At 70.6% G+C, this 25,563-nt stretch carries 25 protein-coding genes, 1 tRNA gene and 2 pseudogenes; 16 read left to right on the forward strand and 12 right to left on the reverse strand.

The genetic code is table 11. The features are described from left to right. Nucleotides 1-193: 193 nt before the first annotated feature. Entirely contained in the window at nt 194-973 is a 780-nt protein-coding gene (locus SSPS47_RS30520; protein ID WP_164253733.1) for a cobalt-precorrin-6A reductase, read from the forward strand. Here the strand turns inward: SSPS47_RS30520 and cobF are convergent. Beyond that, complete coding sequence (cobF, locus tag SSPS47_RS30525; protein ID WP_164253734.1) at nt 942-1,706, reverse strand: precorrin-6A synthase (deacetylating); 765 nt, start codon at nt 1,704-1,706, stop codon at nt 942-944. The genes SSPS47_RS30520 and cobF overlap by 32 nt on opposite strands. A 107-nt stretch (nt 1,707-1,813) precedes the next feature. On the opposite strand from cobF, the gene SSPS47_RS30530 reads away from it, so the two are divergent. Genes SSPS47_RS30530 through SSPS47_RS30540 form a run of 3 tightly spaced genes read left to right on the forward strand, consistent with a single transcriptional unit; the run spans nt 1,814 to nt 4,637 of the window. Then, entirely contained in the window at nt 1,814-2,533 is a 720-nt protein-coding gene (locus SSPS47_RS30530; RefSeq protein ID WP_147877733.1) for a (Fe-S)-binding protein, read from the forward strand. Beyond that, entirely contained in the window at nt 2,530-3,972 is a 1,443-nt protein-coding gene (locus SSPS47_RS30535; protein ID WP_164253735.1) for a LutB/LldF family L-lactate oxidation iron-sulfur protein, read from the forward strand. Before SSPS47_RS30530 ends, SSPS47_RS30535 begins: the two co-directional genes overlap by 4 nt. Next, nucleotides 3,972-4,637 (forward strand): lactate utilization protein C, encoded by a 666-nt coding sequence (locus tag SSPS47_RS30540; RefSeq protein ID WP_164253736.1) that lies wholly within the window; start codon nt 3,972-3,974, stop codon nt 4,635-4,637. Before SSPS47_RS30535 ends, SSPS47_RS30540 begins: the two co-directional genes overlap by 1 nt. A 66-nt stretch (nt 4,638-4,703) precedes the next feature. Here the strand turns inward: SSPS47_RS30540 and SSPS47_RS30545 are convergent, their stop codons facing one another. After that, nucleotides 4,704-5,189, reverse strand: coding sequence for a DUF309 domain-containing protein (locus SSPS47_RS30545; RefSeq protein ID WP_147877730.1), 486 nt, complete (start codon nt 5,187-5,189; stop codon nt 4,704-4,706). Nucleotides 5,190-5,290: 101 nt separating this feature from the next. On the opposite strand from SSPS47_RS30545, the gene SSPS47_RS30550 reads away from it, so the two are divergent. Next, a tRNA-Pro gene (locus SSPS47_RS30550) sits at nt 5,291-5,364 on the forward strand. Nucleotides 5,365-5,488: 124 nt separating this feature from the next. On the opposite strand, the gene SSPS47_RS30555 is transcribed toward SSPS47_RS30550, so the two are convergent. The 4 genes and pseudogenes from SSPS47_RS30555 to SSPS47_RS30570 all read right to left on the reverse strand — a co-directional run. Further along, nucleotides 5,489-5,818 carry an antibiotic biosynthesis monooxygenase gene (locus tag SSPS47_RS30555; RefSeq protein ID WP_164253737.1) on the reverse strand — a complete coding sequence of 110 codons (330 nt, stop codon included), beginning with the start codon at nt 5,816-5,818 and terminating at the stop codon, nt 5,489-5,491. Between the two features lie 676 nt (nt 5,819-6,494). Next, entirely contained in the window at nt 6,495-6,716 is a 222-nt protein-coding gene (locus SSPS47_RS30560) for a hypothetical protein (protein ID WP_147877719.1), read from the reverse strand. 188 nt (nt 6,717-6,904) lie between these two features. Then, nucleotides 6,905-7,657 (reverse strand): SDR family oxidoreductase, encoded by a 753-nt coding sequence (locus SSPS47_RS30565; RefSeq protein WP_164253738.1) that lies wholly within the window; start codon nt 7,655-7,657, stop codon nt 6,905-6,907. 153 nt (nt 7,658-7,810) lie between these two features. Beyond that, a pseudogene (locus SSPS47_RS30570) lies at nt 7,811-7,972 on the reverse strand (ATP-binding protein); the annotation flags it as partial. Between the two features lies 1 nt (nt 7,973). On the opposite strand from SSPS47_RS30570, the pseudogene SSPS47_RS30575 reads away from it, so the two are divergent. The 6 genes and pseudogenes from SSPS47_RS30575 to SSPS47_RS30600 form a co-directional block, all read left to right on the forward strand. Next, nucleotides 7,974-8,153: pseudogene (locus SSPS47_RS30575) on the forward strand (ATP-binding protein); the annotation flags it as partial. Further along, nucleotides 8,083-8,502: an oligopeptide/dipeptide ABC transporter ATP-binding protein gene (locus tag SSPS47_RS30580; protein ID WP_239065118.1), complete on the forward strand. Its 420-nt coding sequence runs from the start codon at nt 8,083-8,085 to the stop codon at nt 8,500-8,502. The pseudogene SSPS47_RS30575 and the gene SSPS47_RS30580, both read left to right, overlap by 71 nt. Then, complete coding sequence (locus SSPS47_RS30585) at nt 8,499-9,635, forward strand: ABC transporter ATP-binding protein (protein WP_239065119.1); 1,137 nt, start codon at nt 8,499-8,501, stop codon at nt 9,633-9,635. The genes SSPS47_RS30580 and SSPS47_RS30585 overlap by 4 nt, the downstream gene beginning before the upstream one ends. Then, nucleotides 9,632-10,675, forward strand: coding sequence for a LacI family DNA-binding transcriptional regulator (locus SSPS47_RS30590; protein WP_239065120.1), 1,044 nt, complete (start codon nt 9,632-9,634; stop codon nt 10,673-10,675). Before SSPS47_RS30585 ends, SSPS47_RS30590 begins: the two co-directional genes overlap by 4 nt. Nucleotides 10,676-10,893: 218 nt before the next feature. Then, nucleotides 10,894-12,495: an FAD-dependent oxidoreductase gene (locus SSPS47_RS30595; RefSeq protein ID WP_203557965.1), complete on the forward strand. Its 1,602-nt coding sequence runs from the start codon at nt 10,894-10,896 to the stop codon at nt 12,493-12,495. A gap of 15 nt (nt 12,496-12,510) precedes the next feature. After that, complete coding sequence (locus tag SSPS47_RS30600; RefSeq protein ID WP_164253739.1) at nt 12,511-14,682, forward strand: glycoside hydrolase family 3 N-terminal domain-containing protein; 2,172 nt, start codon at nt 12,511-12,513, stop codon at nt 14,680-14,682. A gap of 278 nt (nt 14,683-14,960) precedes the next feature. Here SSPS47_RS30600 and SSPS47_RS34960 read toward each other — a convergent pair whose 3' ends face one another. Beyond that, complete coding sequence (locus SSPS47_RS34960) at nt 14,961-15,158, reverse strand: hypothetical protein (protein WP_203557966.1); 198 nt, start codon at nt 15,156-15,158, stop codon at nt 14,961-14,963. Between the two features lie 54 nt (nt 15,159-15,212). Continuing rightward, nucleotides 15,213-15,419: a hypothetical protein gene (locus tag SSPS47_RS34965; RefSeq protein ID WP_203557967.1), complete on the reverse strand. Its 207-nt coding sequence runs from the start codon at nt 15,417-15,419 to the stop codon at nt 15,213-15,215. Between the two features lie 47 nt (nt 15,420-15,466). On the opposite strand from SSPS47_RS34965, the gene SSPS47_RS30605 reads away from it, so the two are divergent. Next, the gene (locus SSPS47_RS30605; RefSeq protein WP_203557968.1) at nt 15,467-16,567 is read left to right on the forward strand and encodes a right-handed parallel beta-helix repeat-containing protein; all 1,101 of its coding nucleotides are present in this window, start codon (nt 15,467-15,469) and stop codon (nt 16,565-16,567) included. Here SSPS47_RS30605 and SSPS47_RS36320 read toward each other — a convergent pair. From SSPS47_RS36320 to SSPS47_RS30620, 3 genes are read right to left on the reverse strand one after another with little or no spacing between them, the layout of a single operon-like run. Continuing rightward, on the reverse strand, nt 16,452-16,997 hold the full coding sequence (locus tag SSPS47_RS36320) for an SRPBCC family protein (RefSeq protein WP_343234910.1): 546 nt from the start codon (nt 16,995-16,997) through the stop codon (nt 16,452-16,454). The genes SSPS47_RS30605 and SSPS47_RS36320 overlap by 116 nt on opposite strands. A 30-nt stretch (nt 16,998-17,027) precedes the next feature. After that, nucleotides 17,028-17,648: a PAS domain-containing protein gene (locus SSPS47_RS30615; RefSeq protein WP_164253740.1), complete on the reverse strand. Its 621-nt coding sequence runs from the start codon at nt 17,646-17,648 to the stop codon at nt 17,028-17,030. Beyond that, complete coding sequence (locus SSPS47_RS30620; protein WP_164253741.1) at nt 17,645-18,754, reverse strand: threonine synthase; 1,110 nt, start codon at nt 18,752-18,754, stop codon at nt 17,645-17,647. The genes SSPS47_RS30615 and SSPS47_RS30620 overlap by 4 nt, the downstream gene beginning before the upstream one ends. Nucleotides 18,755-19,034: 280 nt before the next feature. Between SSPS47_RS30620 and SSPS47_RS30625 the strand changes: the two genes are divergently transcribed. Further along, complete coding sequence (locus SSPS47_RS30625) at nt 19,035-19,781, forward strand: class I SAM-dependent methyltransferase (RefSeq protein WP_164253742.1); 747 nt, start codon at nt 19,035-19,037, stop codon at nt 19,779-19,781. Nucleotides 19,782-20,531: 750 nt separating this feature from the next. Next, entirely contained in the window at nt 20,532-23,264 is a 2,733-nt protein-coding gene (locus tag SSPS47_RS30630) for a LuxR family transcriptional regulator (RefSeq protein WP_239065121.1), read from the forward strand. A 49-nt stretch (nt 23,265-23,313) separates the two neighbouring features. On the opposite strand, the gene SSPS47_RS30635 is transcribed toward SSPS47_RS30630, so the two are convergent. Beyond that, on the reverse strand, nt 23,314-23,577 hold the full coding sequence (locus tag SSPS47_RS30635; RefSeq protein ID WP_147877704.1) for a hypothetical protein: 264 nt from the start codon (nt 23,575-23,577) through the stop codon (nt 23,314-23,316). A gap of 263 nt (nt 23,578-23,840) precedes the next feature. Here SSPS47_RS30635 and SSPS47_RS35735 point away from each other — a divergent pair, with 263 nt between their 5' ends. Continuing rightward, nucleotides 23,841-24,935, forward strand: a complete 1,095-nt coding sequence (locus SSPS47_RS35735; protein ID WP_239065122.1) for an ABC transporter permease — start codon at nt 23,841-23,843, stop codon at nt 24,933-24,935. Beyond that, on the forward strand, nt 24,932-25,549 hold the full coding sequence (locus SSPS47_RS30640) for a TetR family transcriptional regulator (RefSeq protein WP_239065123.1): 618 nt from the start codon (nt 24,932-24,934) through the stop codon (nt 25,547-25,549). Before SSPS47_RS35735 ends, SSPS47_RS30640 begins: the two co-directional genes overlap by 4 nt. Nucleotides 25,550-25,563 lie beyond the last annotated feature (14 nt).

Genomic DNA, 25,563 nt, shown 5'->3' on the forward strand with positions numbered 1-25,563 from the left:
CGCGCGTCACCACCCTGGAAGCCACCGGCCCCCACCCGGCGTCGAGATCGACCACTCGCGCCTCCGCCACGAACAGCAGGACCGGGCGACCCGGCTCCGCCGCGCCCTGGACCGCGCGTGCGACACCGGCCGGGCAGCCGTACGCGCCGGCGCCGCCCCCTCGTCCCCGTCCCGCTCCCGTAGCCTCGTCCCCATGCCCCACCTGCGCGTGCTCATCCTCGGCGGCACCGCCGAAGCCCGGCGCCTCGCCGGCGCGCTCGCCGCCGAAGCCCCCCACGTGCACGTCACCACCTCCCTCGCCGGGCGCGTCACCAACCCCGCCCGCCCCGCAGGGGACGTCCGCGTCGGCGGTTTCGGCGGGCCCGAGGCCCTCGCCGCGTGGCTGGTCGCGCACCGTATCGACGTCCTCGTGGACGCCACGCACCCCTTCGCCGCGACCATCAGCGCCCACGCCGCCCAGGCGGCAGCCGCCGCCGGTATCGACCACTTCGCGCTGCGCCGCCCCGGCTGGCCGACAGACCCGCGCGACCGCCGGCTCCCCGCCCGCTCCCTCGCGGACGCCGCCGCGCTGCTCCCGGCCCTCGGAGCGCGCCGTGTCTTCCTCACCACCGGCCGCCAGGGTCTCGCCGCCTTCGCGGGGCCCGAACTGGACGGGCTGCACTTCCTCGTACGTACCGTGGAACCGCCCGAGCCGCCCCTGCCCCGCAGCGCACAACTCCTGCTGGACCGCGGCCCGTACACCGTCGAGGGCGAGACCGCGCTCCTGCTGGCACACCGTGTCGACGTCCTGGTCACCAAGGACAGCGGCGGACCCGCCACCGCCGAGAAACTCACCGCCGCCCGCGAACTCGGCCTTGCCGTGGTCATGGTCGAACGGCCGCCCGCGCCCGAGGGCGTACCGGAAGTGCCCGACGTACGGACGGCCCTGGCCCGGCTCGGGCTCAGTCCCGCCGCAGCAGATACGTGTCCATGATCCAGCCCTTGCGGGCGCGGGCCTCCGCCCGTAGCTCCACGATCCGGTCCGCGACCTCGGACAGCCGCCCCGACACCAGGATCTCGTCCGCCGTCCCCACGTACGCGCCCCAGTGGATGACCGGGTTCTCCGCCAGGTAGTGGCGGAACGACTGGTGCCCGTCCAGCATCACCACCACGTCGTCCACCCCCTCGGGCCACGCCTCCGCCAGCCGCCGGCCCGTGGTGATCTGCACCGGGCGCGCCACCCGGTTCAGCCCCGTGCGGTGCTTGGCGAGCAGCGCCGAGACGCTGCTGATGCCGGGGATCACCTCGTGTTCGAAGCCGACCGTGCCGCGCGCCAGGATCTCGTCCAGGATGCCGAGCGTGGAGTCGTACAGCGCGGGATCGCCCCACACCAGGAACGCCCCGACCTGCTCCTCACCCAGCTCGTCGGTGATCATCCGCTCGTAGATGTCGGCGCGGCGGCCGCGCCAGTCGCCGACCGCGGGAGAGTAGTCGGCGCCGCCCGCCGTCCGGTCGCGGTCCGGGTCGCGCGCCTCGACCAGCCGGTACTCCCGGTCCTCGGCGATGTGCTCGGCGAGGATGCCGTGCCGTAGCCCGATCAGGTCCGCTTTCGCCTCGCCCTTGTCGAGGAGGAAGAACACGTCCACCCGGTTCAGCGCCTTGACCGCCTGGAGGGTCAGCTGGTCCGGGTCGCCCGCGCCGATGCCGATCACATAGATCTGTCTCACCGGGCCGAGTCTGCCTCATGACACGGGAAGCTCCACCGCCCGCGTAGATACATCGGATGACTGCGCGGGTCTTACGTTCGCCGCAGGTCACCGCATATGCTCCGGCCATGCGTGTCGCTCTCTTCGTCACCTGCGTCAACGACGCGGTGTATCCGTCCACCGGGATCGCGACCGTGCGGCTCCTCGAACGCCTCGGAGTGGAGGTCGATTTCCCCGAGGCGCAGACCTGTTGCGGCCAGCCCCAGTTCAACACCGGCTACCGCGCGCAGACCGAGCCGCTCGTGCGCCGCACGGCCGCCGCCTTCGAGGGTTACGAGTATGTCGTGACCCCTTCGGGATCCTGTGCCGCCATGGTCCGGCAGCACTATCCGAAGATCGGCGACGCCTCCGCCGCCGCCCTCGCCTCCCGCACCTACGAGCTGACCGAATTCCTCGTCGACGTCCTCCGGGTGACCGACGTCGGCGCCTACTTCCCGCACACCGTGACCTACCACCCGTCCTGCCACGGACTGCGCATGCTCGGGCTCGGGGACAGACCCCGCCGCCTCCTCGAAGCCGTCGACGGACTGGAGCTGCGCGAGCTGCCCGGCGCCGACGAATGCTGCGGATTCGGCGGCACGTTCGCCCTCAAGAACTCCGATGTATCGACCGCCATGGGCCAGGACAAGGTCAACAACGCCGTCTCCACCGGCGCCGACGTCCTGTGCGGAGCCGACAACTCGTGCCTGATGCACATCGGGGGCGTCCTGCGCCGGGAAGAGGCTCCGCTGCGCGCCCTGCATCTCGCCGACATCCTGGCGAGCACCCGAGAGGAGCCCCTCGTATGAGCGGGACGTTCGTCGGTATGCCGTCCTTCCCACGGGCGGCCAAGGAGGCCGTGCACAACAAGACGCTGCGCGACAATCTGCGCCACGCCACCCACACCATCCGCGACAAGCGCGCCAAGGCGGTGGCCGAACTCGCCGACTGGGCCGAGCTGCGCGAGGCCGGGAAGCAGATCAAGGACCACACGCTGCGCCATCTCGACCGCTACCTCGTCCAGTTGGAGAGCCGGGTCACCGAGGCGGGCGGCACCGTCCACTGGGCCGCCGACGCCGACGAGGCCAACCGGATCGTCGCCGATCTCGTCAAGGCCACCGGTGAGAGCGAGGTCGTCAAGGTCAAGTCGATGGCCACGCAGGAGATCGGGCTCAACGAGGCCCTGGAGGCCGAGGGCATCGCGGCGTACGAGACCGACCTCGCCGAACTCATCGTCCAGCTCGGCGACGACCGGCCGTCCCACATCCTCGTCCCCGCGATCCACCGCAACCGCGGCGAGATCCGCGACATCTTCCGCGAGAAGATGGCCGACTGGGGGCGCGCCGCACCCCACGGGCTCTCCGACACCCCGGCGGACCTCGCCGAGGCCGCACGGCTCCATCTCCGCGAGAAGTTCCTGCGCGCGAAGGTCGGCATCTCCGGCGCCAACTTCATGGTCGCCGAGACCGGCACCCTTGTCGTCTTCGAGTCCGAGGGCAACGGCCGGATGTGTCTGACCCTGCCCGAGACGCTGATCTCGGTGGTCGGCATCGAGAAAGTGGTGCCGACCTGGCGCGATCTTGAGGTGTTCCTCCAGACGCTGCCGCGCTCGTCGACGGCCGAGCGGATGAACCCGTACACCTCGACCTGGACGGGCACCGCCGACGGCGACGGGCCGCGGACCTTCCACCTCGTCCTCCTCGACAACGGCCGCACCGACACCCTCGCCGACGAGGTCGGCCGCCAGGCGCTGCGCTGTATCCGCTGCTCGGCGTGTCTCAACGTCTGCCCGGTGTACGAGCGGGCCGGCGGGCACGCGTACGGCTCCGTCTACCCGGGGCCGATCGGCGCGATCCTCAGCCCTCAACTCCGGGGCACCCAGAGCGAGATCGACGCCTCACTGCCGTACGCCTCGTCGCTCTGCGGCGCCTGCTACGAGGTGTGTCCGGTCGCGATCGACATCCCCGAGGTCCTGGTCCATCTGCGCGAGCGGGTCGCCGACCAGGGCGGCAAGGGCCACCGGGTCGAAAAGGCCGCGATGAAGGCGGCCGGTTGGGTGCTCGACCATCCCGGCGTGCTCGGGGCGGGGGAGCGGGTCGCGTCCAGGACCCGCAAGCTGCACCCGTCGAAGCTGCCCGGCGCGGGTGCGTGGACACGGAGCAGGGAGCTGCCGGAGATGCCGGCGGAGCCGTTCCGGGACTGGTGGAAGAAGAACCGGAAGCCGAAGTCGGACGGGAAGAAGCCGTAATGACCACCGACCCGTCCATCGATCCGTCCGGCACCCCTCGATCGGGCTCGCGCGAGCGCATCCTGGCCCGGATCCGCGCCGCCGTCGCCGACGCGCCCGACGCCCCCGAGGTCACGCGCGACTATCTCGACACGCACACCCCCGACTCCACCATGGTCGACCTGCTGGCCGAGAACCTCGCCGACTACCGCGCCGTCGTCCACCGCACCGACTCCGCCGGGCTCGCGGAACTGCTGAGGCAGCTGCTTGCCGAGCACGGCTCCCGTACGGTCCTGGTGCCGCCGGGCCTCCCACCGTCCTGGCTCGCCTCCGCCGATCCGACCCGGATCCCCGACCGGGAGGAGTCCACCGCCCAGGAGCTGGACGAGGTCGACAGCGTCGTCACCGGCTGCGCCGTGGCGATCGCGGAGACCGGCACGATCGTCCTGGACGGCGGCCCCGACCAGGGCCGACGCCGTATCTCACTCGTACCGGACCACCACATCTGCGTGGTCCGGGCGCCGGAGCAGGTCGTCGCCTCCGTACCGCAGGCGATGCCGCGACTCGATCCGACCCGGCCACTGACCTGGATCTCGGGTCCCTCGGCCACCAGCGACATCGAACTGGACCGCGTCGAGGGGGTGCACGGCCCCCGCACGCTGGAGGTCGTCCTCGTCGAGGACTGACCCGACCGGACGTACCTCGCCCCGGCAACGTCACGCGTCACGTTCCGGGGCTCCCTGTACGGGAGTTCACCCACCGCCCGTCGGCAGCGTCAGGCGCGGCGCCTCGGCGGCGGCGTCGACCGGGGCGTCCTCGATCCGTGCCGCCAGACCGCCGGCCCACGAGGTCAGCCCCGGGACATCGATCCCGTACGGCTCCCCGTACCCCGAAATCCGCTCGGCGCCGCGCAGCAGCAGCCGCGCCCCGCCCGTCAGATTGCCCCGCGCGGCATGCGTCAGCCCCACCGCGAGCTGCGCCATGCCTCGCCACAGCGCCTCCTCCTCGGCGGGGCCCGACTTCCACGCGTCCTCGAACACCTCGTGCGCGTGGAACGGCATTCCCGCGTCGAGCAGCCGCTGAGCCTCCCGCAACGTCTCGTCGGGCCCCCGCACCACCCCCTCGGGCTGACGCTCGACCCCGGGCTCCCCGTAAGGCAACGGCCGCCCCAGCCCATCCCTCGGCCGCGCGTTCCGCGCCCGCCCTTCGACGTCCCGATCCCGCCGCTTCTCCGTCATGCCCCGATTGTCTCCCCTCCCGCCTGCGGCCCGCTGACCACCCCGCGTGGGGTAAAGTTCTCAACTGTGGCCGCCGGGAGATCTTCCGGGCGGCGGAACAGCGGGACGTGGCGCAGCTTGGTAGCGCACTTGACTGGGGGTCAAGGGGTCGCAGGTTCAAATCCTGTCGTCCCGACTCGAGAGAGTCGCAAGTCCAGGGCCGGTTTCGGAGAGATCCGAGACCGGCCCTTGACCGTTGTCGTGGACCGGGTGGGGACCAGGACCACTGATGCCCGTGCCGGCCCACCGCTGAGTTCCGTCTACTCGTTCGTCGGCGACGCTTGCTGTGCGACCTCGAAGGACCAGAGTGTGGCCCCGCTCGCCGCCGGCCTGGGGCGTTCGCCGTTCTGTGCGTCACCGCTCTGGTGGGCTGTCTTCATGGGGCCCTCGGTCCAGGCCTGGAAGGACTCTTCGTCGCGCCACCGCGTGTAGACGAGGTAGTTGTCGGTGCCTTCGACGGGGCGGAGGAGTTCGAACCACTCGAACCCGTCCGAGTTCTCCACGGCATGGGCACGGGAGGCGAACCGCTTCTCCAGTGTCTCCCGCTGCTCGGCGGGCACGGTCAGTACGTTGATCTTGACTACGCTCATGGCCTCATCCTGCCGCACGGTGGTCGGCAGGATGAGGAGCGGCCCGTGCGTGACGCGGTTCCGCGGTGCGCCGCCCGGAGTGGATTTCGGGTCAATTCACCGCGCGGAGAAGGACGTTCGAGGTCGAATGCGGGTATGTCCTCAACGCCCGTCCACCGTCCGCGATCACGCCCCACACCACGGCCCGCTCCCCGGCCGCGCGGTGGGCGGGGAGCACATTCCGCCAGTCGGGCGGGGAACGCCGCCGCTCCTCAGGGAGGGCGCGCCGGATCGCGCGTGCCGACAGCAAGACCCGGCTCCCCGCGTCGCTCTCATGACCCCGGACCTCCTCAAACCGCCGCCGTGAGAGACGGCCCGTCCCGGCCGGCCATGGACGGCCGGCCGTCGGAGAAGTGGGGGGCGGGCCCGTACACGAGCGTGTCCCCGACAGCGGCAGCGCCGGCCCGTGGACGGACTACTGCCGCCAGACCGTCGAGAACCGCCCGGACCTGCGCCACATGCTGCGAGCGCATCCCGCTTGGTGGCCGCATCTGATGTCGGTACTGCCCGACCACCTGCTGCGAGCCGACGATCCGGTCCGTGTGCCTGCACCGAGCGGGGGACAGGGGGGGCGCTTGAGCGTTCGTTTCCCGCTGCTGCGGTCACCGTGCCGTGATGCCGCGCGGGGCGCTCGGGCTCAGTCGCCGATCAGTCCGTTCAGGGTCGGCACGCTCGCACCGAGACCGACGAGTCCTGCGAGGATCGCGCCGGCCGTGTCGCCGGTGCTGAGGTAGGTGAGGGTTCCGGCGATCGCCCCTACGAAGGCGGCCGTCTGGAGGACGATGGCCGTACGTACGGGCAGAAACGGCTTCGGGTCCCCGGGTCCGGGAACGGTGGGCGGGGTCGGGGCGGCGGTCACGAGAACCCCCTTGCGCGGAGCGGGTGTCGACAGCGTTCCAACGTCACGCAGGGACAGGCACGTGGCCTCGCGGACACAGGCTGGAACCGGCGGAACCCAGGGCTTTCGGCACCTCGATCGTAGCCGTCGGTCCCCGGTTTCCCTTGGATCGACACCTCGGCTCGTGGAAGCCCGGACCGGGAGCCGGGTCACTGGGACAGCAGTTGCTGGCCGCCGTCGATGTCGTACGTCGCGCCCGTCAGCGCCTCGTTGCGCATGATGTGCAGAGCGAGTGCGGCGACGTCCTGCGGGCCGACGACCCGTCGGATGGGGAGCGAGGCGCGGAGTTCCTCGCGCCGTGCTTCGAGCTGATCGCCCAGGAGCGAGGCCGACAGCGGTGTGTCGACGAATCCGGCAGCGATGAGGTTCACCCGGATCGGTGCCAGTTCGAGTGCCAGGCTCGCGGTGATGGCCGGGAGCGCCGCCGTCGGCGCCGAGGTGACGGTCATGCCCTTGGCGGGCCGGCGGGCGCCGGTGCCACCGATGAACAGCAGCGTCCCCGCGTCCCGGACCCTGCCTCGGCTGTATTTGGCTGTTCCGAGCGTCATCGCGAGGCGTTCGCCGAAATGCCGGCTGGTCTGCGCCAGGTCCATGTCGGCCAGGGGCGCGTACGACGGGCCGCCCGCTGTCGAAATGACGTGGTCGACCGTGCCGGGCAGGTCACTGAAGAATTGTCCGAGCCGGTCGGTGTCGGTGGCGTCGAGGGACGTGGTGCTGAGCGGCCGGACTTCGGCCGCCGCCCGCTCCAGCCGCTCCGGATCTCGCCCGACCATGCCGACCTGGCCGCCGGCCGCGCGGACCTGACGGGCCGTTTCGAGGCCGGTTCCCGAGCTCGCGCCGATCACCACGACGGTCTGGTCGGCCAGCTCCCGGTGCTGGTCCGGTTTGCTGTCCGTCGTCATCAGTGCCTCCCATGAGGTGGCGAACCGCCCGGTCGTGAAGGCCCGCCCCAGGGTTTCCGGCCTTCCGAAAGTGCCTCGCGCGGCTCTCCGCCACCACCTGGAACCGCGTTCACGCGGGGGCCGCACCCGCCGGTCCGCGGGCCCGGGGCGACGTCAGTTCTCCTCGCGCAGACCCCAGGGGGAGCCGTACGCGGTGAGGAGGTCGAGGAACGGGCGGGGCGGCAGGGCCTCGGGGCCGAGGACCCCGCTGCCGGTCCATACGTCGCCGGCCATCAGTTCGAGGGCGATGACCGGATTGATCGCGGTCTGCCAGACCCGTGATGTGGTCGCGGCCTGTCTGCCCGACCCGGCCACGCTCGGCGACCGTATGTCCGGCAAGACCTGCGCGGGCACCTTGGTCAAGGGCGTCAAGGACGGCGCCGTGCGTGAGGTGTACCTCTACCACGTGGTCGACAACCAGTGGTCGATGCGCGAGTACGGCTCCCAGGCCGTGGTACAGCGATCCGAAACACCCGTACACCAAGGGGCTGCGGGACTCCTTCCCGCCGCTGCGCTCCCCCTTGCGCACCCTGAACGGCATCCCCGGAACCCCTCCCGACCTGCGCCGTCCACCGGCCGGCTGCCCCTTCCACCCGCGGTGCGCACGGCGGACGGAAGGCTGCGACGAGCGGCTGCCGGCACTCCTGCCGGTGGGGCCCCGGCCCGGCCACGAGGCGGCGTGCCTGCTCAACGAGACCGGCGGCGGGACCGGCGGCCACCGGACCCATGACGAGACCGGCCGCGACACCGGCCACGAACAGAGCGACCACGACACCGACCACGAGACGGGAGGCGAGATCCGGTGAACGAGTCCCCACACGAGGGAGTGTCCGCCGCGCAGCGGCAGACGGCCCGTGCGCCCGAGGCGGTGGAGCGACCGGAGTACGTCCTGGAGGCGCGCGACGTCTCCAAGCACTTCACCGTCCGAGGTCCGCTCGGCCGTACCTCCGTCGTCCGCGCCGTCGAGGACGCGACCGTCTCCCTGAAACCGGGTCAGATTCTGGTACTGGTCGGGGAGAGCGGCAGCGGCAAGAGCACCCTCGCCCGGATGCTGGCCCGCTTCCACGAACCGACGCGGGGAGAGATCCTGCTGCGTGGTGAGCCCATCGGCGGCAGCCGGCGGGCCCAGCGCGCCTACCACTCCGAGGTCCAGCTGATCTTCCAGGACCCCTTCGGATCCCTGAACCCGCTGCACCGCGTCCGCTACAACCTCGACCGCGCGCTGCGCCTGCACCAGCCGCGACTCACCGCCGCCGGGCGCGAACAGCGCATGACGGAGCTGCTGGAGCGGGTCAGTCTCGCCCCGGCCGCGGAGATCGCGGCGAAGTTCCCGCACGAGCTCTCCGGCGGGCAGCGCCAGCGCGTGGTGATCGCCCGTGCGCTCGCCGTGGAGCCCAAGGTCCTGCTCGGCGACGAACCGATCTCCATGCTGGACGTGTCGATCCGGCTGGAGATGCTCAACCTGCTCCAGCGGCTGCGCACCGAGGACGGCCTGGCGCTGCTCTACATCACGCACGACATCGCCGGCGCCCGGTACCTCTGCGACGAGATCGCCGTGATGTACGCGGGTCAGATGGTGGAGTCCGGTCCGAAGGAGGAGGTGATCGCCGCGCCGCAGCACCCGTACACCAAACTGCTCATAGAGTCCTCGCCGGACCCCGAGCGCGGCGTGGGGGACCGCGACCAGCTCTTCGCCGGGGCCGACGAACTGGGCGAGCCGCCCAGTCTGATCGACCCGCCGACGGGTTGCCGGTTCCACCCCCGCTGCCCGTTCGCGATGCGGGAGTGCGCCGTCGAGGCCCCGCCGCGCACGGAGTTGGGCGGCGGACACTGGGCGAAGTGCTGGCTGCACGCCAAGGGCCGGGCCGGGGAACTCGCCGAGACCACACATGCCGCGGCGACCGCCGCCCGGCGGGAGACGCTCCAGGGGGCATCATGACAGCGCGACGGCGCGGCAAGGCACCCAGCCAGGCGGACGTGGCACGGCTGGCCGGGGTGTCCCAGTCGGCGGTGTCCCGCGTGATCAGCGGGAACGCGGCGACCGCGCGGATCCCCGAGGAGACCAGGCAGCGGGTCTTCGAGGCGGTGCGCGAGCTGGGGTACGTCGCCAACCCGGCGGCACGCGCGATGCGTAACCAGCGCAACGACCTGCTGGGCGTGCACACCTTCGAGCGCGTCTTCCCGCGCGCCAGCGAGGACTTCTACTTCGAGTTCCTGCTCGGAATCGAGGAGCGGGCCGAGGAGACCGGCTTCGACCTGGTGCTGTTCACCTCGACCGGGTCCGGTGGCGACGGCGAGCGCAAGATCTACCGAAACGGCACCAATCGCCTCAACCTGGCCGACGGCAGCATCCTGCTCGGCGTCTCCACCGACCGCGGCGAGCTGGCCCGGCTCTGGTACGAGGGGTATCCCTTCGTCCACATCGGCCGCCGCGAGGTGCCCGGCGCGGAGATCCCGCAGATCGTCCCCGACTACCGGTCGGCGAGCGGACAGATCGTCCAACGGCTCGCGGAGCACGGTCACCGGCGGCTCGGCTACGTGCGCGAGTGGATGGAGATGGAGCCGTACGAAGACCGCCGCGTCGGCTACGCGGAGACCGTCGTACGGCTCGGGCTGACCGACACCTCCCCGGGTGTTCTCGGCCGCGACGGCATCGAGGAGCCATGGCTGGACGAGGTGGCGCGTGGCGCGGTGACCGCGATCGTGGTGGAGAGCGTGAGACTCGCGGAGAGCCTGCGTGAGCGACTGGCCGCCCGTGGACGGAAGATCCCCGACGACGTGTCCGTCGCCGTGCTGGAGGCGGCGCCGGCCGATCTCTCCGGACAGTGGGACTCACTCGTGATTCCCCGCGTCGAGATCGGCCGCATGGCCGTCGACCGGCTCCAGGACATGCTCGCCGACCCCGAGCAGCGGACCGGGAGCTTGCTGGTGCCGTGTCCGCTCGTCCTCGGCACCACCATCGCGACCGTGAGCGAGTAGGGCCCCCGCCGGACAGCCCCGGCGGGTCCGGTCTCCCGTCGGCGCGGGACGCGTCGCGCGCGGTAAGCGGCGTCGTCCGCCGGTTCCGGCTGCCCCGAGACGGACGAACGACGGGGCCCCCGGCCCCGAACACCGCCCGAACGCGCACCACTTGAGCAGAACGTGCCCCTGTACCGACCACTCCCGCCGGTGGAACCGGCAGAAGGAGCCCCCGGGCCATGACAGAGATACGAACCGAGCTCCTCGTCGTCGGCGGCGGACTGGGTGGCGTGGCCGCAGCGCTCACCGCCGCCCGGCTCGGCCGGACGGTGGTGCTCACCGAGGCCACCGACTGGCTCGGCGGACAGCTCACCGCCCAGGCCGTGCCACCCGACGAGCATCCCTGGATCGAGGGCTCCGCCTGCCCGCCCGGCTACGCCGAACTGCGCCGGCGCGTAAGCGACTACTACCGCCGCAACTATCCCCTCGGACCGCGGGCCGCGCGGGACCCGCTGCTCGATCCCGGGCTCGGCGTCGTGAGCCGGATGTGCCACGAGCCGCGCGTGGCCGTCGCCGTCATCGAGGAGATGCTCGCGCCCTGGCGCTCCGCCGGTGCGATCACCGTCCTCACGGGTTACGCACCCGTCGCCGCGCACACCGACGGCGACCGCATCGCGGCGGTCACGCTCGCCGGCGGACACGACGGACGCGAAGTCACCGTCCACGCCTCCTACGTCGCCGACGCCACCGAGCTGGGCGACCTGCTGGAACTGGCCGGTGTGGAGCACGTCATCGGCGCCGAGGGCCGCGACGAGACCGGGGAACCGCACGCGCCCGAGACCGCCGATCCGCTCGACCAGCAGGCCGTGTCCTGGTGTTTCGCCCTCGACCACCGCCCCGGTGAGAACCATGTGATCGACCGCCCCGCCTCCTACGACCACTGGCGCACGACCGTGGCCCCGTTCTGGCCCGGCCCGCAGCTCTCCTTCACCGACATCGTCCCGATCACCCTCGAACAGCGCACCTGGGCGCTGATGGGGGCCGACCGGGAGGCCGGGGAGCACTTCGACCTGTGGCAGTTCCGCCGGGTCCTGGCGCGCGAGGCGTTCGCGCCCGGTGCCTTCGCCTCCGACGTCACCGTCGTCAACTGGCCGCAGATCGACTACTGGGAGGCGCCGCTGCTCGGTGTCGACGAGGCGGCCCGACAGGCGGCGCTCGCGGCGGGCCGGGAGCTGTCGCTGTCCTTCCTGCACTGGCTGCAGACCGAGGCGCCCCGCCCCGACGGCGGCACCGGCTGGCCGGGCCTGCGGCTGCGGCCCGATGTCACCGGCACCGCCGACGGCCTGGCCAAGGCGCCGTACATCCGCGAATCACGCCGTATCAAGGCCGAGTTGACCGTCGTCGAACAGCACGTGGGTGTCGAGGCCCGGCCGCCGGGAGCGGGAAGCGAGGTGTTTCCCGACAGCGTGGGACTCGGCAGCTACCGCATCGACCTGCACCCCAGCACCGGCGGCCGCACCTACATCGACATCGAGTCCTACCCCTTCCAGATCCCGCTGGGCGCCCTGATCCCGGTACGGGTCGACAACCTCCTGCCGGCCAACAAGAACATCGGCACCACACACATCACCAACGGGTGCTACCGGCTGCACCCGGTGGAGTGGGCCATCGGCGAGGCCGTGGGCGCCCTCGCGGGGTTCTGCCTCGAACGGGCCCTGCCGCCCCGCAAGGTGCGCTCGGACCAGACCCAACTGGCCGACTACCAGCGGCTGCTCAGCCAGTCCCTGGGCATCCGGCTGGCCTGGCCGGAGGAGATCCGCAGCCGGCCGCACCACTACTGACGAGAGGAACCCGCCATGAGTGGCCACGCCCACGAGTCCCGCGTCAAGGAACTCCTGGACCTGATGACCGTCGACGAGAAGCTCGGCCAGCTCCAGCAGCTCGCCTGGGCCTGGGACACCGGGCCGGGCGGCGGCGGCACCGAGTCGGCCGAGACCGCCGCCCGCGAGGGCCTGCTCGGCTCCGTACTCAACGCCGTCGGCGCCGAGTCGAGCAACGCGCTCCAGCGCATCGCCGTCGAGGAATCCCGGCTGGGCATCCCCCTGGTCTTCGGCCTGGACGTGATCCACGGCTTCCACACCACCTTCCCGATCCCGCTCGCCCAGGCCGCCGCGTTCGATCCGGCGGTGACCGAGAAGGACGCCGAGGTCTCCGCGCGCGAGGCCCGTTCCAACGGCATCCACTGGACGTTCTCCCCGATGATGGACGTCACCCGCGAGCCGCGGTGGGGCCGGATCGCCGAGAGCGCCGGTGAGGACCCGTATCTGACCACGTGCTACGCGGTGGCCAAGGTACGCGGCTACCAGGGCGCCGACCTGACCGCGTCCGACCGGATCGCCGCCTGCGCCAAGCACTTCGTGGCCTACGGCGGCGCGGAGGGCGGGCGCGACTACAACACCGTCGACGTTTCCGAGCAGCGGCTGCGCAATCTCTACCTGCCGCCGTTCCGGGCCGCCGTCGAGGCCGGTGCCGCCACCGTCATGGCGGGCTTCAACACCGTCAGCGGGGTCCCGGCACACGCCAACCCGCACACCCTGACCGGCATCCTCAAGGAGGCATGGGGCTTCGACGGGGTCGTCGTCAGCGACTGGACGGGTGTACAGGAGCTGATCGCGCACGGCGGCGCGGCGAACGAGGCCGAGGCGGCACGGCGGGCACTGACCGCCGGAGTGGACATGGAGATGGTGTCCACCACCTTCGTCGACCACGGCCGCGAACTGCTCGCCGCCGGGACCCTGAGCGCGGAGCGGCTGGACGACGCCGTGGCCAGGGTGCTGCGTCTCAAGCTGCGACTCGGCCTGTTCGAGCGCCCGTACGTCGACGAATCGGCGGCTCTCACCGGCCCGACCGCCGAGACGCGTGCGGCGGCCCGCGAGGTCGCAGGGCGCTGCATGGTCCTGCTGAAGAACGACGACGGCGTCCTGCCCCTCGACGCCGCTGCTCCGCGTTCGCTCGCCGTCGTCGGCCCGTTCGCCGACTCCGGTGATCTGCTGGGCACCTGGACCCTGCCCGGCGCGCCGGCATCGGCTCCCGTCCTGCGTGCTCTGCGCGAGGCACTGCCGTCCGCCTCCATCACCCATGCCGTCGGAGTGTCCCCGGAGGGGTTCGACACCACCGGCATCCCGGAGGCGGTGGCCGCGGCCGAGGCCGCCGACGCCGTCGTACTCGTGGTGGGCGAACCGCCCTCGCTCAGCGGCGAGGCGGCGGTACGTGGTGAACTCGGCCTGCCCGGCGCCCAGGAGCGGTTGATCGACGCGGTCACCGCGACCGGCAGGCCCTGCGTCGTGGTCCTCGTCGGCGGACGCCCGCTCACGATCGGCGCCTGGGCGCGGAGCGCGTCGGCGATCCTGATGGCCTGGCACCCGGGCATCGAGGCGGGGCCCGCCGTCGCGGACGTACTGACCGGGGCGGTCAACCCGGGCGGCAAACTGCCGGTGACCTTCCCCCGGGCCGTCGGCCACATCCCGCTCTACCACAACCACGAGCGGACCGGCCGCCCCTACGACCCGGCCGCACCCGAGGTGAAGTACGTGTCGAGGTATCTCGACATCCCCGACGGACCGGAGTTCGCCTTCGGCCACGGCCTGAGCTACACGACCTTCGTGCTGGGCGACCCGCTGCCGAGCCGGGAACGGATCGGGGCGGGGGAGCTGCGGGAGGGGGCGACCGTGGAGGTGACCGTCACGGTCCGCAACACCGGCGACCGCGAGGGTGAGGAGGTCGTCCAGCTCTACGTCCAGGATCCCGCCGCGACGATCGCCCAGCCCGTCCGCCGGCTGCGCGGCTTCCGCCGGGTCCGGCTGGCGGCGGGGGAGGAGCGGGAGGTCCGCTTCACCCTGGGGGCCGACGACTTCGGCTACTGGACCAACGACCCGGCGGGGACCTTCACCGTGGAGCCGGGCGAGATCCACATCCATACCGGCGCCAGTTCGCGGACACAGGCCCGGCGCACGCTCCTGATCACCTGACCGACGGGAACGGGCCGGCACCGGACGGACCGTCTCGGCCGGGACGCACGAAGCCGTCCGCCGAAGGGAGTGATGCGCCGAGGGGATTGCCCTCAACCGCGTCTATGGACCACGCCTCAACACGAGTCGTCATCTGCGGGGTCCGTGCGTCGTCGCGGGCCCGCAGTGGGGAGAAGCATGAAAGCAAGGACATGTGCGGCAGTGGTGGCCCAGGCAATGCTGGGTCTGCTGCTCGCGGGTGCCGCCACGGGCACCGCGAACGCCGCCGCCGCCACCTACTACGTGTCACCCAGCGGCAGTGACAGCAACAGCGGTCTCTCGCCGGACCAGGCCTGGAAGTCGACAGCGAAGGTCAACGGCTTCACGTTCCCGCAGGGCGGCGCGACCGTCTCGTTCCAGGGCGGGCGGACATTCACCGGCTGCCTGGCCATCAACGGGGACAAGGTGCCCGGGTCGTCGGCGACGACGCCGTTCAAGGTCACCTCCTACGGCACCGGGCAGGCCACCATCAAGTCCAACTGCACGGGGGACTACTCGGCCGCGGTCGCCGCCGACAACGTCAGCGGCTTCCAGTTGCACAACCTGAAGCTGGTCAACGGCGGTACGACCGCGGCCGGTGTGCTGCTGCACAACCAGAAGTCGACGACGGCGACCAAGAGCATGAAGGTCACCGGCTCCGACATCTCCGGCTTCGCCACACCCAGCGGCAGCAGCAGTACCTTCGGCGGCCAGATCATGGTGCTGGGGTACGCGGTGAACGCCAACAGCGGGGCCGCTGGACGACGTGCAGATCCTCAACAACAAACTGCACGGCGCCAGTGTGACCTCGAACGCCGGGCCGGGCATCTACGGCTGGGGCTCGGGGGTCAACATCACCAACGTCAGGGTCGAGGGCAACACCGTCTACAACCTCGGCATGGCGGCCCAGAGCACGGGAGCCGGGCTCACCGCGAACGGCTGGGACGGCGCGGTCATCCAGCGCAACCTGGTCCACGACATCGGTGCCAACGTGACCTCCTGCGGCGGCGCCAGCGGCATCATGACGTACACGTCGAACAACGTGAAGATCCGTCACAACGAGGTGTACAAGGTGCAGCCGGTCCCGGGCTACACGGCCGGGTGCGACTGGGACGGGATCGACCTCGACGGTGGCACCACGAACTCGGTGGTGGAGTACAACTACACGCACGACAACGCGGGCAGCGGTCTGCTCGCCTACACCTCGACCGCCGCCTCGCGGGTGTGGGGACCGAACACCTACCGCTACAACGTCTCGGAGAACGACGACTGGGCGAACGCCCAGGGCGGTCTGTTCGACGTCGTGCCCAACGCGCCGAAGAAGGCGCTGTCGATCTACGGCAACACCTTCTTCACCAACAAGGACCAGAGCGCGAACAAGAGGACGGGCGCCAGCGCCTGCTTCATGTTCGGCTACGCCGCCGGGACCTGGGCGAGCGGTTCGCAGATCAAGGACAACATCTGCTACATGGCCAACAAGGGCACCTACGGCAAGACCGGCCAGCTCTACTACAACCCGAACGGGCAGACCGGTATGACGCTGTCGAACAACCTGTACTACGGCACGAACACCGGCGGCTGGCGCTGGGGCGGCACGACCCACGCCGACTTCGCCGCGTGGAAGGCGGCCGGGCTGGAGTCCGGCTCGGTGTGGGGTGACCCCCTGTTCACCTCGCCCGGCGCCGGTGGCGTCTGCTCGTGGTCGCCGACCTCGGGCACGGGGCCGCAGCCCTGCCCGCAGGCGTACACCCTCAAGTCCGGTTCACCGGCGTCCAAGGCGGGCACGGCCGTGTCCGGCAACGGCGGCGTTGACTACTACGGGACGGCCATCCCGAGCACCCCGAACATCGGGGCCGACGCCGGATAGACCCCTGACCGCACTCGACCGGAGGCCGGCATCGGCCCGCGACGCCCACGGCGCCGAAGCCCGATGCCGGCCGCGACGGGTGCGCGTCGTCCGGCCCGGCGGAGGTGAACGAGACCCGGCTCCCGCCGGCCGGCAGCGGTTCGATGTCGTAGGTGCCGTGCGCCTGCCGCCGGCCCGCCGCGCTGATGTTCCGCTCGACGATCCGCCGGGGCGGCTCCGCCTCGACGACCTCGATGGTGACGTCGGCCTTCGTACCGCCCAGCGCGGCGGTGACGGTGGCTCCCGAACCGACGCCGCGACCGGGGCCGCTGTAGCGCCAGTTGGTCAGATAGTGGTCGGTGAATCGCTCGTGGTGGGCCATGACGTCGAGGAAGTCGTAGACCTGCTCGGCGGATTGCGGGACGTCGATCGATACGGTGACAGACCTCATGTGCCACCTGGTACGAACCCGGTCCGGCGGTCATTTCAGGTAGTTGTAGACGGTGGCGCGGGAGACGCCGAGGATGTCGGTGAGTGTACGAACCGCGTTCTTCACGTCGAGGAAGCCCTCGTCCCGCAGGAAGCGGACCATCTTCCGCTTCTCCGTGGGGTCCAGGGCAGGTGGCGTTCGGCCCCGCTCGGCCGCGAACTCCTCTGCCAGAGCGCGGAGTTCGGTGGTCGTACGGGCGCGGAGTGTCTCGGTGAAGGACTGCTCCCGCTCGTCGGTGCGGACCAGGTTGTGCAGGCTGCGGGCGACGGAGGTGAACAGGGAGACGTCGAGGTTGAGGCAGATCGCGGCGACGTAGACGCCCTCGCTGTTCCTGATACCGATGGATGTGCTCTTCGCCGGTCGGCCGTCGGGAAAGGTGTTGGGGTAGTTCTGGATGACGTCGGGGTAGTCGGGGTCCCGGATGCGGGCGATGCCGAGCTCGGTGGCCGGATCGCCGATGGAGCGGCCGGACTCGTTGTTCTCGATCGCGCGGATCGAGTGCTCCGGATTCCGCAGGTCGTGCAGGACGACCTCACACAGGCCGGGGAACATACGGCCGAGCGCGGTCACGATCGTCTCGGCCTCGCGGAGCAGGAGTTCGTCCTCGGTCACGTGACGATCCTCCCCATCGCCGAGGCGGCCTTGAGACCGGACCCGGTCAGCACGACGACCGCCGTCTCGCCGGGGCGGATCGCTCCCCGGGCGACGAAGGTGTCGATGGCGGCGGCGGCCGACGCGGAGGTCGGTTCCGCGTACAGTCCGGTCCCCGCCAGACGGCGGGTCGCCGCGACGATGTCCTCCTCCGGGATCGCGACGGTGTCCCCGCCCGATCGGCGGACGGCGTCGACGACCTCGGGCAGACGGATGGGCTCTCTGATCGCCGTGCCCTCGGCGACCGTTGGCCCGAAGTCCCCGGGCGCGCCGCCCTGGAAGGCCGCGTGGATGGGTGCGCACCGTTCGGGCTGGGCGACGAGCAGCCGGGGAAGCCGCTCGATGCGGCCGGCGGCGAGCAGTTCGCCGAACCCGAGGTCGCAGCCGAGGACGATACTGCCCGCCCCTGCCACCGTGACGACCACGTCCGGTGCCACGAAGCCCAGGTCCTCCCAGAGTTCGTAGGCGAGAGTCTTGGTGCCCTGGAGAAAGAAGGGGTGCCAGTTGTGGCTGGCGTAGGCGGTGGTCCGTGCCTCCCGCATCGCCTGCTCGGAGGTGGCGCTGCGGTCGCCCGGCACCAGTGCCACTTCGGCGCCGTACGCCCGCGCTTGCAGGACCTTCGCCGGGGACGTCCCCTCCGGGGCCAGGATTCGGGCACGGATGCCGGCGGCGGCGCAGTAGGCCGCGACCGAGGAGCCGCCGTTGCCGGAGCTGTCCTCGATCACCGACTCCACTCCGGCCTGAGCGAGCAGCGACACCATCACGCTGGTTCCGCGGTCCTTGAAGCTCCCGCTGGGATTGAACCATTCGAGCTTGAAGCGCACGTCCTGGTCCCCCCAACGCCCCTCGATCAGTGGGGTACAGCCCTCGCCGAGCGACACCGGCCGCGTGATGGTGCCGGGCAGCGCGGCGCGGTAGCGCCACAGCGAGCGGGTGGACCCGTCCACGTCCTCCGGCCCGATGCCCTGCCGTGGCCGGACGGTGAGGGGCGCTCCGTCGTCGCCCTGCCAACGCCGGGCGTCGAGTGGGTAGGTGCGGCCGGAGCGCGGGTCGAGATAGACGTCCATGGTCACTCCCCAGGGGTAGACGGTAAGTCTAACTCTGGACGGAACGTCCAGGGGGTGAGGTTTGGGCGGACCTGGAATTCCGCCCGTCGAGTGGCGCTGGGATGCCGCCGCGCCGGCCTCGGCGGGGGGCGTACCGGCCGCGCGCGTGCGACCCGGAGGCGGAGCCCGCCCGGCACGTCGCGGGCCCTTCGAGCGCCCGTCACGCCCTCTGCCCCGGCCTCTCTGACCTGGTCTTTCATGGTGTCGGACCGTACGGTCGTGGGACCGGGAAGGGGATGTGATGGACCGGAACATACGCACGGTCGACGATGTGCTGAAGCTGCTGGACGGCCTGTTCGCGCCGGAGGCCGACCGGTGGACGCGCGGGGCCTCCGACTGGTGGGACGCCTTCTACGACGACCGCTCGCGGGAGGTGCCGTTCTTCGCCGGGAAGCCGGACGAGAGTCTGGTCTCGTATCTCGACCGCGGTCTGGTCGCTCCGCCGGGCCGGGCGCTGGACCTGGGCTGCGGGCCGGGACGCAACGCCGTCCAACTGGCCGCCGCCGGCTTCGAGGTGGACGCGATCGATCTCTCGCCGGCCGCGGTCGCCTGGGGCGAGGAGCGCGCCCGGGAGGCCGGAGTCGACGTACGGTTCAGCCAGGGCGACGCCTTCGATCCCGACGGGCCCGGTGTGGAGGGGCCGTACGACCTCATTCACGACTCGGGCTGCTTCCACCATCTGCCGCCCCACCGCCGTATCAGCTATCTCGCCCTGGTCGAACGAGCCCTCGCGCCCGGCGGGCATCTCGCCCTCACCTGCTTCGCGTCCGGCGCGATGGGATCCGAGCTTCCCGACCGCGAGTTCTATCGGCGGTCCGGGCTGCACGGCGGTCTCGCCTACACACCGGACGCCCTGCGCGGGATCTTCACCGATCTGTCGGAGATCGAACTGCGCCGTATGCGCGACGAACCGCCCGGGTCCGGTCGCTTCGGCGAACCCTTCCTCTGGACGGCTCTCTTTCAAAAGCCGGGCGGGCGCGAGACATAGGCAGATATGCGGCGTATCGGGCACTGTTCGACGCGTGACGTCTGCGCCGCGGACGGGGGCGCGGGGGGCACGCGGTGCCGCCCGCCGGTGACGTTCATCTGCGCGTAATCGGAAGCCGAAGCCGGGCGCCGATAATGGAGTCGCAGGTGCGTGGCGCCCGGTATCGGGGCTGGGGCGGGGCGCGTTGACCTGGTGGCGGACCTTGGGGCCGCCGGACTGCTGTGAGCTGCGGCTCTGTCGGATCGGGAGGTATCCGGAGTCGGCTGTTCCGGGTGTGATGTGCCTTGTCTGTCACGGCCTGGTGTGAAAGGTCGGTGCTTAACAATTGCATCGGGAACGGACCGGAATGGGTAAAAGTTCCCGTGCGGGGGTGGTGTTGGGGGTGAGGGGGCGTGCGGAACGGGAGGCCTGTGCTCCGCAAAGGGGCCTTGGATGAGAGCGAGTCCAGTGGTTATGGTAGGTACCGGCCAGTGGTGAGGGAGGCGGGGGCGCGGCGTGCTGCCCCATTCGGTAATCATTTTATCGTTTTGACCCCAGATTGCCGTCAGCGAGGCAATTGAAACCGCTGCGGACCCTTGAGGTCGGTTCATTTGACTAAGCGATTGTGGCTGGTGGAGCATGTTTCCTGGGACAGGATTCGCTCTTTCGGCAGATTCTGACCAGAGTTCGCCCAACGGGTCCTGATGTCGCAGGTTCAGAAGTGTTCGGGGGAACAGGGGGATAGGCGTGATACTCGCCGAACGAGCACGTGTGCTTTCCGAACTTCAGGAATTGTTGCAGGATGCCCGAGCGGGTGACGGAAGCGTCGTATTGATCACGGGGCCCGTCGCAGTGGGGAAGACGGAATTAGCGCACTCACTGGCCGGCAGTGCGGAGAAGGAAAGTCAGCTGCTCGTGCTCCGTGCACAGGCGTCCGCCTCCGGGAAGAACCGGAATGCGGATCTGCTGGAGCAGCTGACGGAGAGTCTTCAGTCGACGAATTACTGGGCGGATGACGAACTCCCGCTCACCCGCCGTGGAGTCGACCGCACTCCGTCTCGTGTCGCGCACGAGATCGCCCGCTGTTCGAAGACGATTCCGCTGCTCATCGTGCTGGACGATCTTCAGCACAGCGATCCCGAGTCGCTCGACGCGATTCTCCATCTCATCCGGCTGTCGCGTACTTCCCGCATCATGCTCGTGCTGGTGGTGGCCGAGGGGTCCCAACTCCTCATTCCGCTCATTCACGCCGAGCTTCTGCGTGCGCCGCACTGCTGGCGCAAACGGCTGTCTCCGCTGTCTCCCTCGGGTGTGGCAGAGGTGGTGACCCGGGCTTTCGGCCCGGACGTGGCGGCGCGGACGGTGGACGACTACTACCGGTACAGCGGCGGGAACCCACTCGTGCTGCGCGCGCTCATCGAGGAGCAGGGCTCGACCTCGATCCTGCGCAGGGTGGACGGGGAGCCGGCGGCGGCAGAGGCCGTCGGCGAGCTGGAGGCGGGCCAGGTCTCGGCGTTGGCCGTCTTCACCTCGCTGCACCGTGGCGGTGCCGAGACCATGGCGGTGGCCCGTGGCATCGCCCTTCTCGGTGTCGCGGCGTCGGTGGAGTTGCTGGCGCTCGTCCTGAAGACGGACGTCGACCACGTCGCCGGGCGCGTCATGGCGCTGGAAGAGGCGGGACTGCTGAGTGAAGGTCGGTTCCGCCATCCGGGAGTCGCCGAAGCGGTGCTTTCCGACCCGGAATTCACCCAACTCCAAGTGCTGAGGTACGAAGCGGCGAGAGTACTGGAAGCGGAAGGGCACAGCCGGCAAGTTGTTGCCAGACAACTGGTTGCCTCCAGAGCTGTGACCGAGCCGTGGACGGTCGACGTTCTCCGTGAATCCGCCGTGGAGGCGGTCAGTCAGAACGACTGGTCCTTCGCTTCCAAATGTCTGGACCTGGCTCTGCAGGGACAGATGAGTGAAGCGGACAAGGGTCTGCTCATCACAGATCTGCTACAGGTGCAGTGGAAGCTCAATCCGGCCCGGTTGATCAAGTACTTGCCGGAGTGCTTCCAGCTTCAGCAGACCGGACACATCCCGGATCTGCGAGTCGTGGCCGTGCTCAAGCTGTTCCTCTGGCACGGTCATGTCGACGAGGCGGCCGAAATAGTCCTCGACATAGCACGCCGGGGTGAGGGGAGCGAAGTCCAGCAGCAGTTGTACGGGTTCCTGGAGTGGGCGCGCATGGGCCATCCGAGACTTTACAAACGCGTGCGGGAGGCCAATCATTCTCTTCTTCCGGCGCTCGCGGAATCAGCCGGATACGAACTCCCCCGCCCTGTCACCGCCCTGCGAACAGCGCTGTCCGACGAGAACCACCGTGAGGCCGCGGCAATCGCGGAGGAAATACTCGCGGCGGAGCCGGCGGACAGCGATTCGGCGACCTCCGCGCTCCAGGCCCTGCTCTACGCGGACGAGTTGTTGCTCGCGGAGAGCTGGTTCGAGCGGACGATGCGGGACATGGAGGCGTTCGACTCCATGGGCTCGCGTGCGATCCACTACTCGATCTGGGCGGAGACGGTGCGCAGGCGGGGAGACCTCCAGGCCGCGGAGCGGAACGCCGCGACCGCGCTCAGATACATGGCCCCGCGGGCCTGGGGCGTGGCGCTGGGGCTTCCGCTGGGAACGCTGGTCGCGGCCCACGCCGCCCGGGGGAGCCTGGAAAAGGCCCAGGAGTACCTCTCCTGGGTCGTGCCCCGCGGCATGTTCCTCACCGTCTTCGGCCTCAACTACCTGGAGGGGCGGGGACGTTACTACCTGGCGGCCGGTCAGTACGCCGCCGCGCAGCAGGATTTCCTGGAGTGCGGCGAGTTGATGAAGAGCTGGGACCTGGACATACCGTCGCTCGTCTCCTGGCGGGTGGGCGCGGCCGAGGCGGCCCTGGCGCAGGGCGACCGGCGCGAGGCCCGGCGCCTCATCGGCAGACAGCTGCACCATCCGAGGGCGCAGTCACCGCGTCTGCGCGGCATGGCGCTTCGGGTGTACGCCCCGCTGGTCGGGCGCCATCACAGGGTGGCGATGCTCAAGGAGGCGGCCGATCTGCTGTCCAACGGCATTGACCGCTACCAGCATTTCCTCGCCCTGACCGATCTGAGCCGGGCCCACCGGGGTGCCGGGGACGCGGCCGAGGCGCACATCACCAGCCAGCGGGCCTGGCGTGGCGCCGTACGCTGCGGAGCGGAACGGGTGGCCCGGACACTGCTGCCCGAGAGTGCGCGAACCGCCCCGGTGGAATCCGAGGAGCCACCCGCGGACAGCCAGGACGCGGTCCAGCTCAGCGAGGCCGAACTCCGTGTCGCCAAGCTCGCCGCGGCGGGCGAGACGAACCGGGAGATCTCCGTGAAGCTCTTCATCACGGTCAGTACGGTCGAGCAGCACCTCACCCGCGTCTACCGGAAACTGCAGGTCTCCGGCCGCGCGGACCTGCGCGACTGCCTTGCCGGCCGCCTGACTTGCGGCTGACCTACGGGTCGAAGGGCCGGCGGGCTCCAGTGGGAGACCGCCGGTCCGGTCAGACGTCGTAACCGAGACCGGCCCAGAGCTCCCGTTCGCCGGGGGACGCGGGCCGGGCCTCCAGCGTGTCCGGGTGTCCGGCGGGCGGCCCGTCGCACATCTGTGGAGCCGCGCCCTCCTCCGGGCCGGTCCCGGCCGGGGCCCGGTCCGGCTCCTCGTCCGCGGTCGGCACGGCCATGCCGCCCCACGCGCCGGGGCAGAAGCTGAGCCCGAAGATCGCGAACTGCTGAGCGGCCCAGCGGAGGAACGGGAGCATACCCATGTCTGGAGCCCTTTCGTCGGGCCCGCCGGTTCTCCTTCAGGCACTCGATGCGGTGCCATGTTCGGTCGTGGCTCTAAAGCGGGAATTAAGAGGACGCACCGCTTCCCGCCGGTGCCGCCGGGTCGGCAGACGCACCCGAACTCGGCCGGTGACAAAGGCAGTTCGGCGCTTGCCGACGGTGTGACGCACTGGCAGACTCCTCAACAACTGTTGAGCACATGCATCCCTTAACTGGAGTTTTCTTCATCACGAGGAGTCCTACGGTGCCGTCCCCGACAACCGCTCCCGACACCACCGCGCCGCCGCCCGTACCGGCCCCGGACACGGCCGCCACGCGCCGGATGCTGCTCGGGCCCATGGTCATCGGCCTGTTCCTCGTCCTCGCCTTCGCGGGGCTGATGATTCCGGCGCTCCAGGACCCGCAACCGCACGACGTGCCCATCGGTGTCGTCGGCCCGGCCGGCACCGGTGACAAGATCGACCAGCAACTCCAGGCGGGGAGCCCGGACGCGTTCGACGTCACCTCCTACCGCTCCGAGGGCGCCGCCCGGGACGCGCTGATGGACCATGAGATCTACGGCGCCCTGCTGTTCACCGCTCCGCAGGAGCCCCCCACGCTCCTGGTGGCAGGAGCGGCCGGTGACGCGCCCGTGCGCGTCGTGACCGCCGCCTACGAGGAACTCACCCGCCAGGCGGGCGCCACCGGAGAGATACAGGACGTGGCGCCCCTCCCCGAATCCGACTCACGGGGCGTCAGCGGCCTGCTCCTGAGCATCGCGCTGGTGATCGGAGCCCTCCTCTTCCAAGCGGTCCTCAGTCTGATGGCCGCGCGCCTCCCGGCCCGCAAGCGGTTCCTCGCCGGACTCGGCTACGCCGTGATCGCCGGAGGCGTCGGCGCGCTCCTCGCCGGACCCGTCATCGGTGCGTTCGACGGCAGCTTCCCGCAGCTCTTCGGAGTCGCCGTGCTCCTCTCGCTGGCCGTCATCGGTGTCGTTGCCGCCTGCCAGGGCCTGTTCGGTGTGCTCGGCGTGGCCGTGGGCGCGCTCGTGGTACTGCCGCTCGGTGTCTCCTCCTCGGGAGGCCCGGTGGACTACCACTTCCTTCCCGACTTCTACTCGACCATCTCCCAGTACATGCCGATGGGCAGTGCCATCACCTCGCTCCGGCGCATCTTCTACTTCGACGGCAACAACGTGATGACTCCGCTGCTGACGCTCGCCGTATGGGTGGCCGTCGCCTGGATCATCGCCCTCGTCGCGGAGCGCGTGCGGCCCTTCCGTCCGGCAGTGCTGGTGGTCCCCGTCTCGGAACTGCCTCCCGGTTACCTTCCCGACCGCCGGGCCGGGCGGGCGAGTTGACGAGCGCTTCCCACGGCGCGGAGCCGGGAGTCCCGCCCACCCGCCGGGAGCTGATCCTCCAGGCGGCCGTCGAACTCTTCGGCCGGCGGGGCTTCCGTGGCACCACGGTCCGTGCCATCGCCGAACAGGCGGGGGTGGACCCGGCCTTGGTGATGCACCACTTCGGCAGCAAGGAGAAGATCTTCTCGGTGGTGATCCGGGAGGCGATGCGCGCCGACGCGTTCCTCCCGGAGCCGGGCGAGGGCACCGACTCCGCTCCCGGGCGGAAGCTGCTGCGAGCCTTCCTCGTCCGCTGGGAGGCCTCGGCGGCCAAGCCGTCACCGCTCCTGGTCGTCTTCCGCTCGGCGATGGAACACCCCGAGGCGTCGCGCCTGTTCAGCGAAGTGGCCAGCGGGGAGTTCCTGCTCCCGCTGGCCACTCGGCTGCGCGCCCCCGACCCGCACCTCCAGGCCACGGTACTCGGGGTCCTGCTGGTCGGACTGGTGACCGGGCGCTACGTGGTCCGTGTCGAACCACTGGCGAGCCTGTCACTGGACGCCGTGGTGGATCTTTTCGGACCCCATGTCGACCGGATGATCGGCGACTGGATCACTCCGGAGACGGAGACCGCCTAGCCGGTGCCGGCACC

The sequence above is a fragment of the Streptomyces sp. S4.7 genome, assembly GCF_010384365.1.
In the GTDB taxonomy this organism is placed as follows: domain Bacteria; phylum Actinomycetota; class Actinomycetes; order Streptomycetales; family Streptomycetaceae; genus Streptomyces.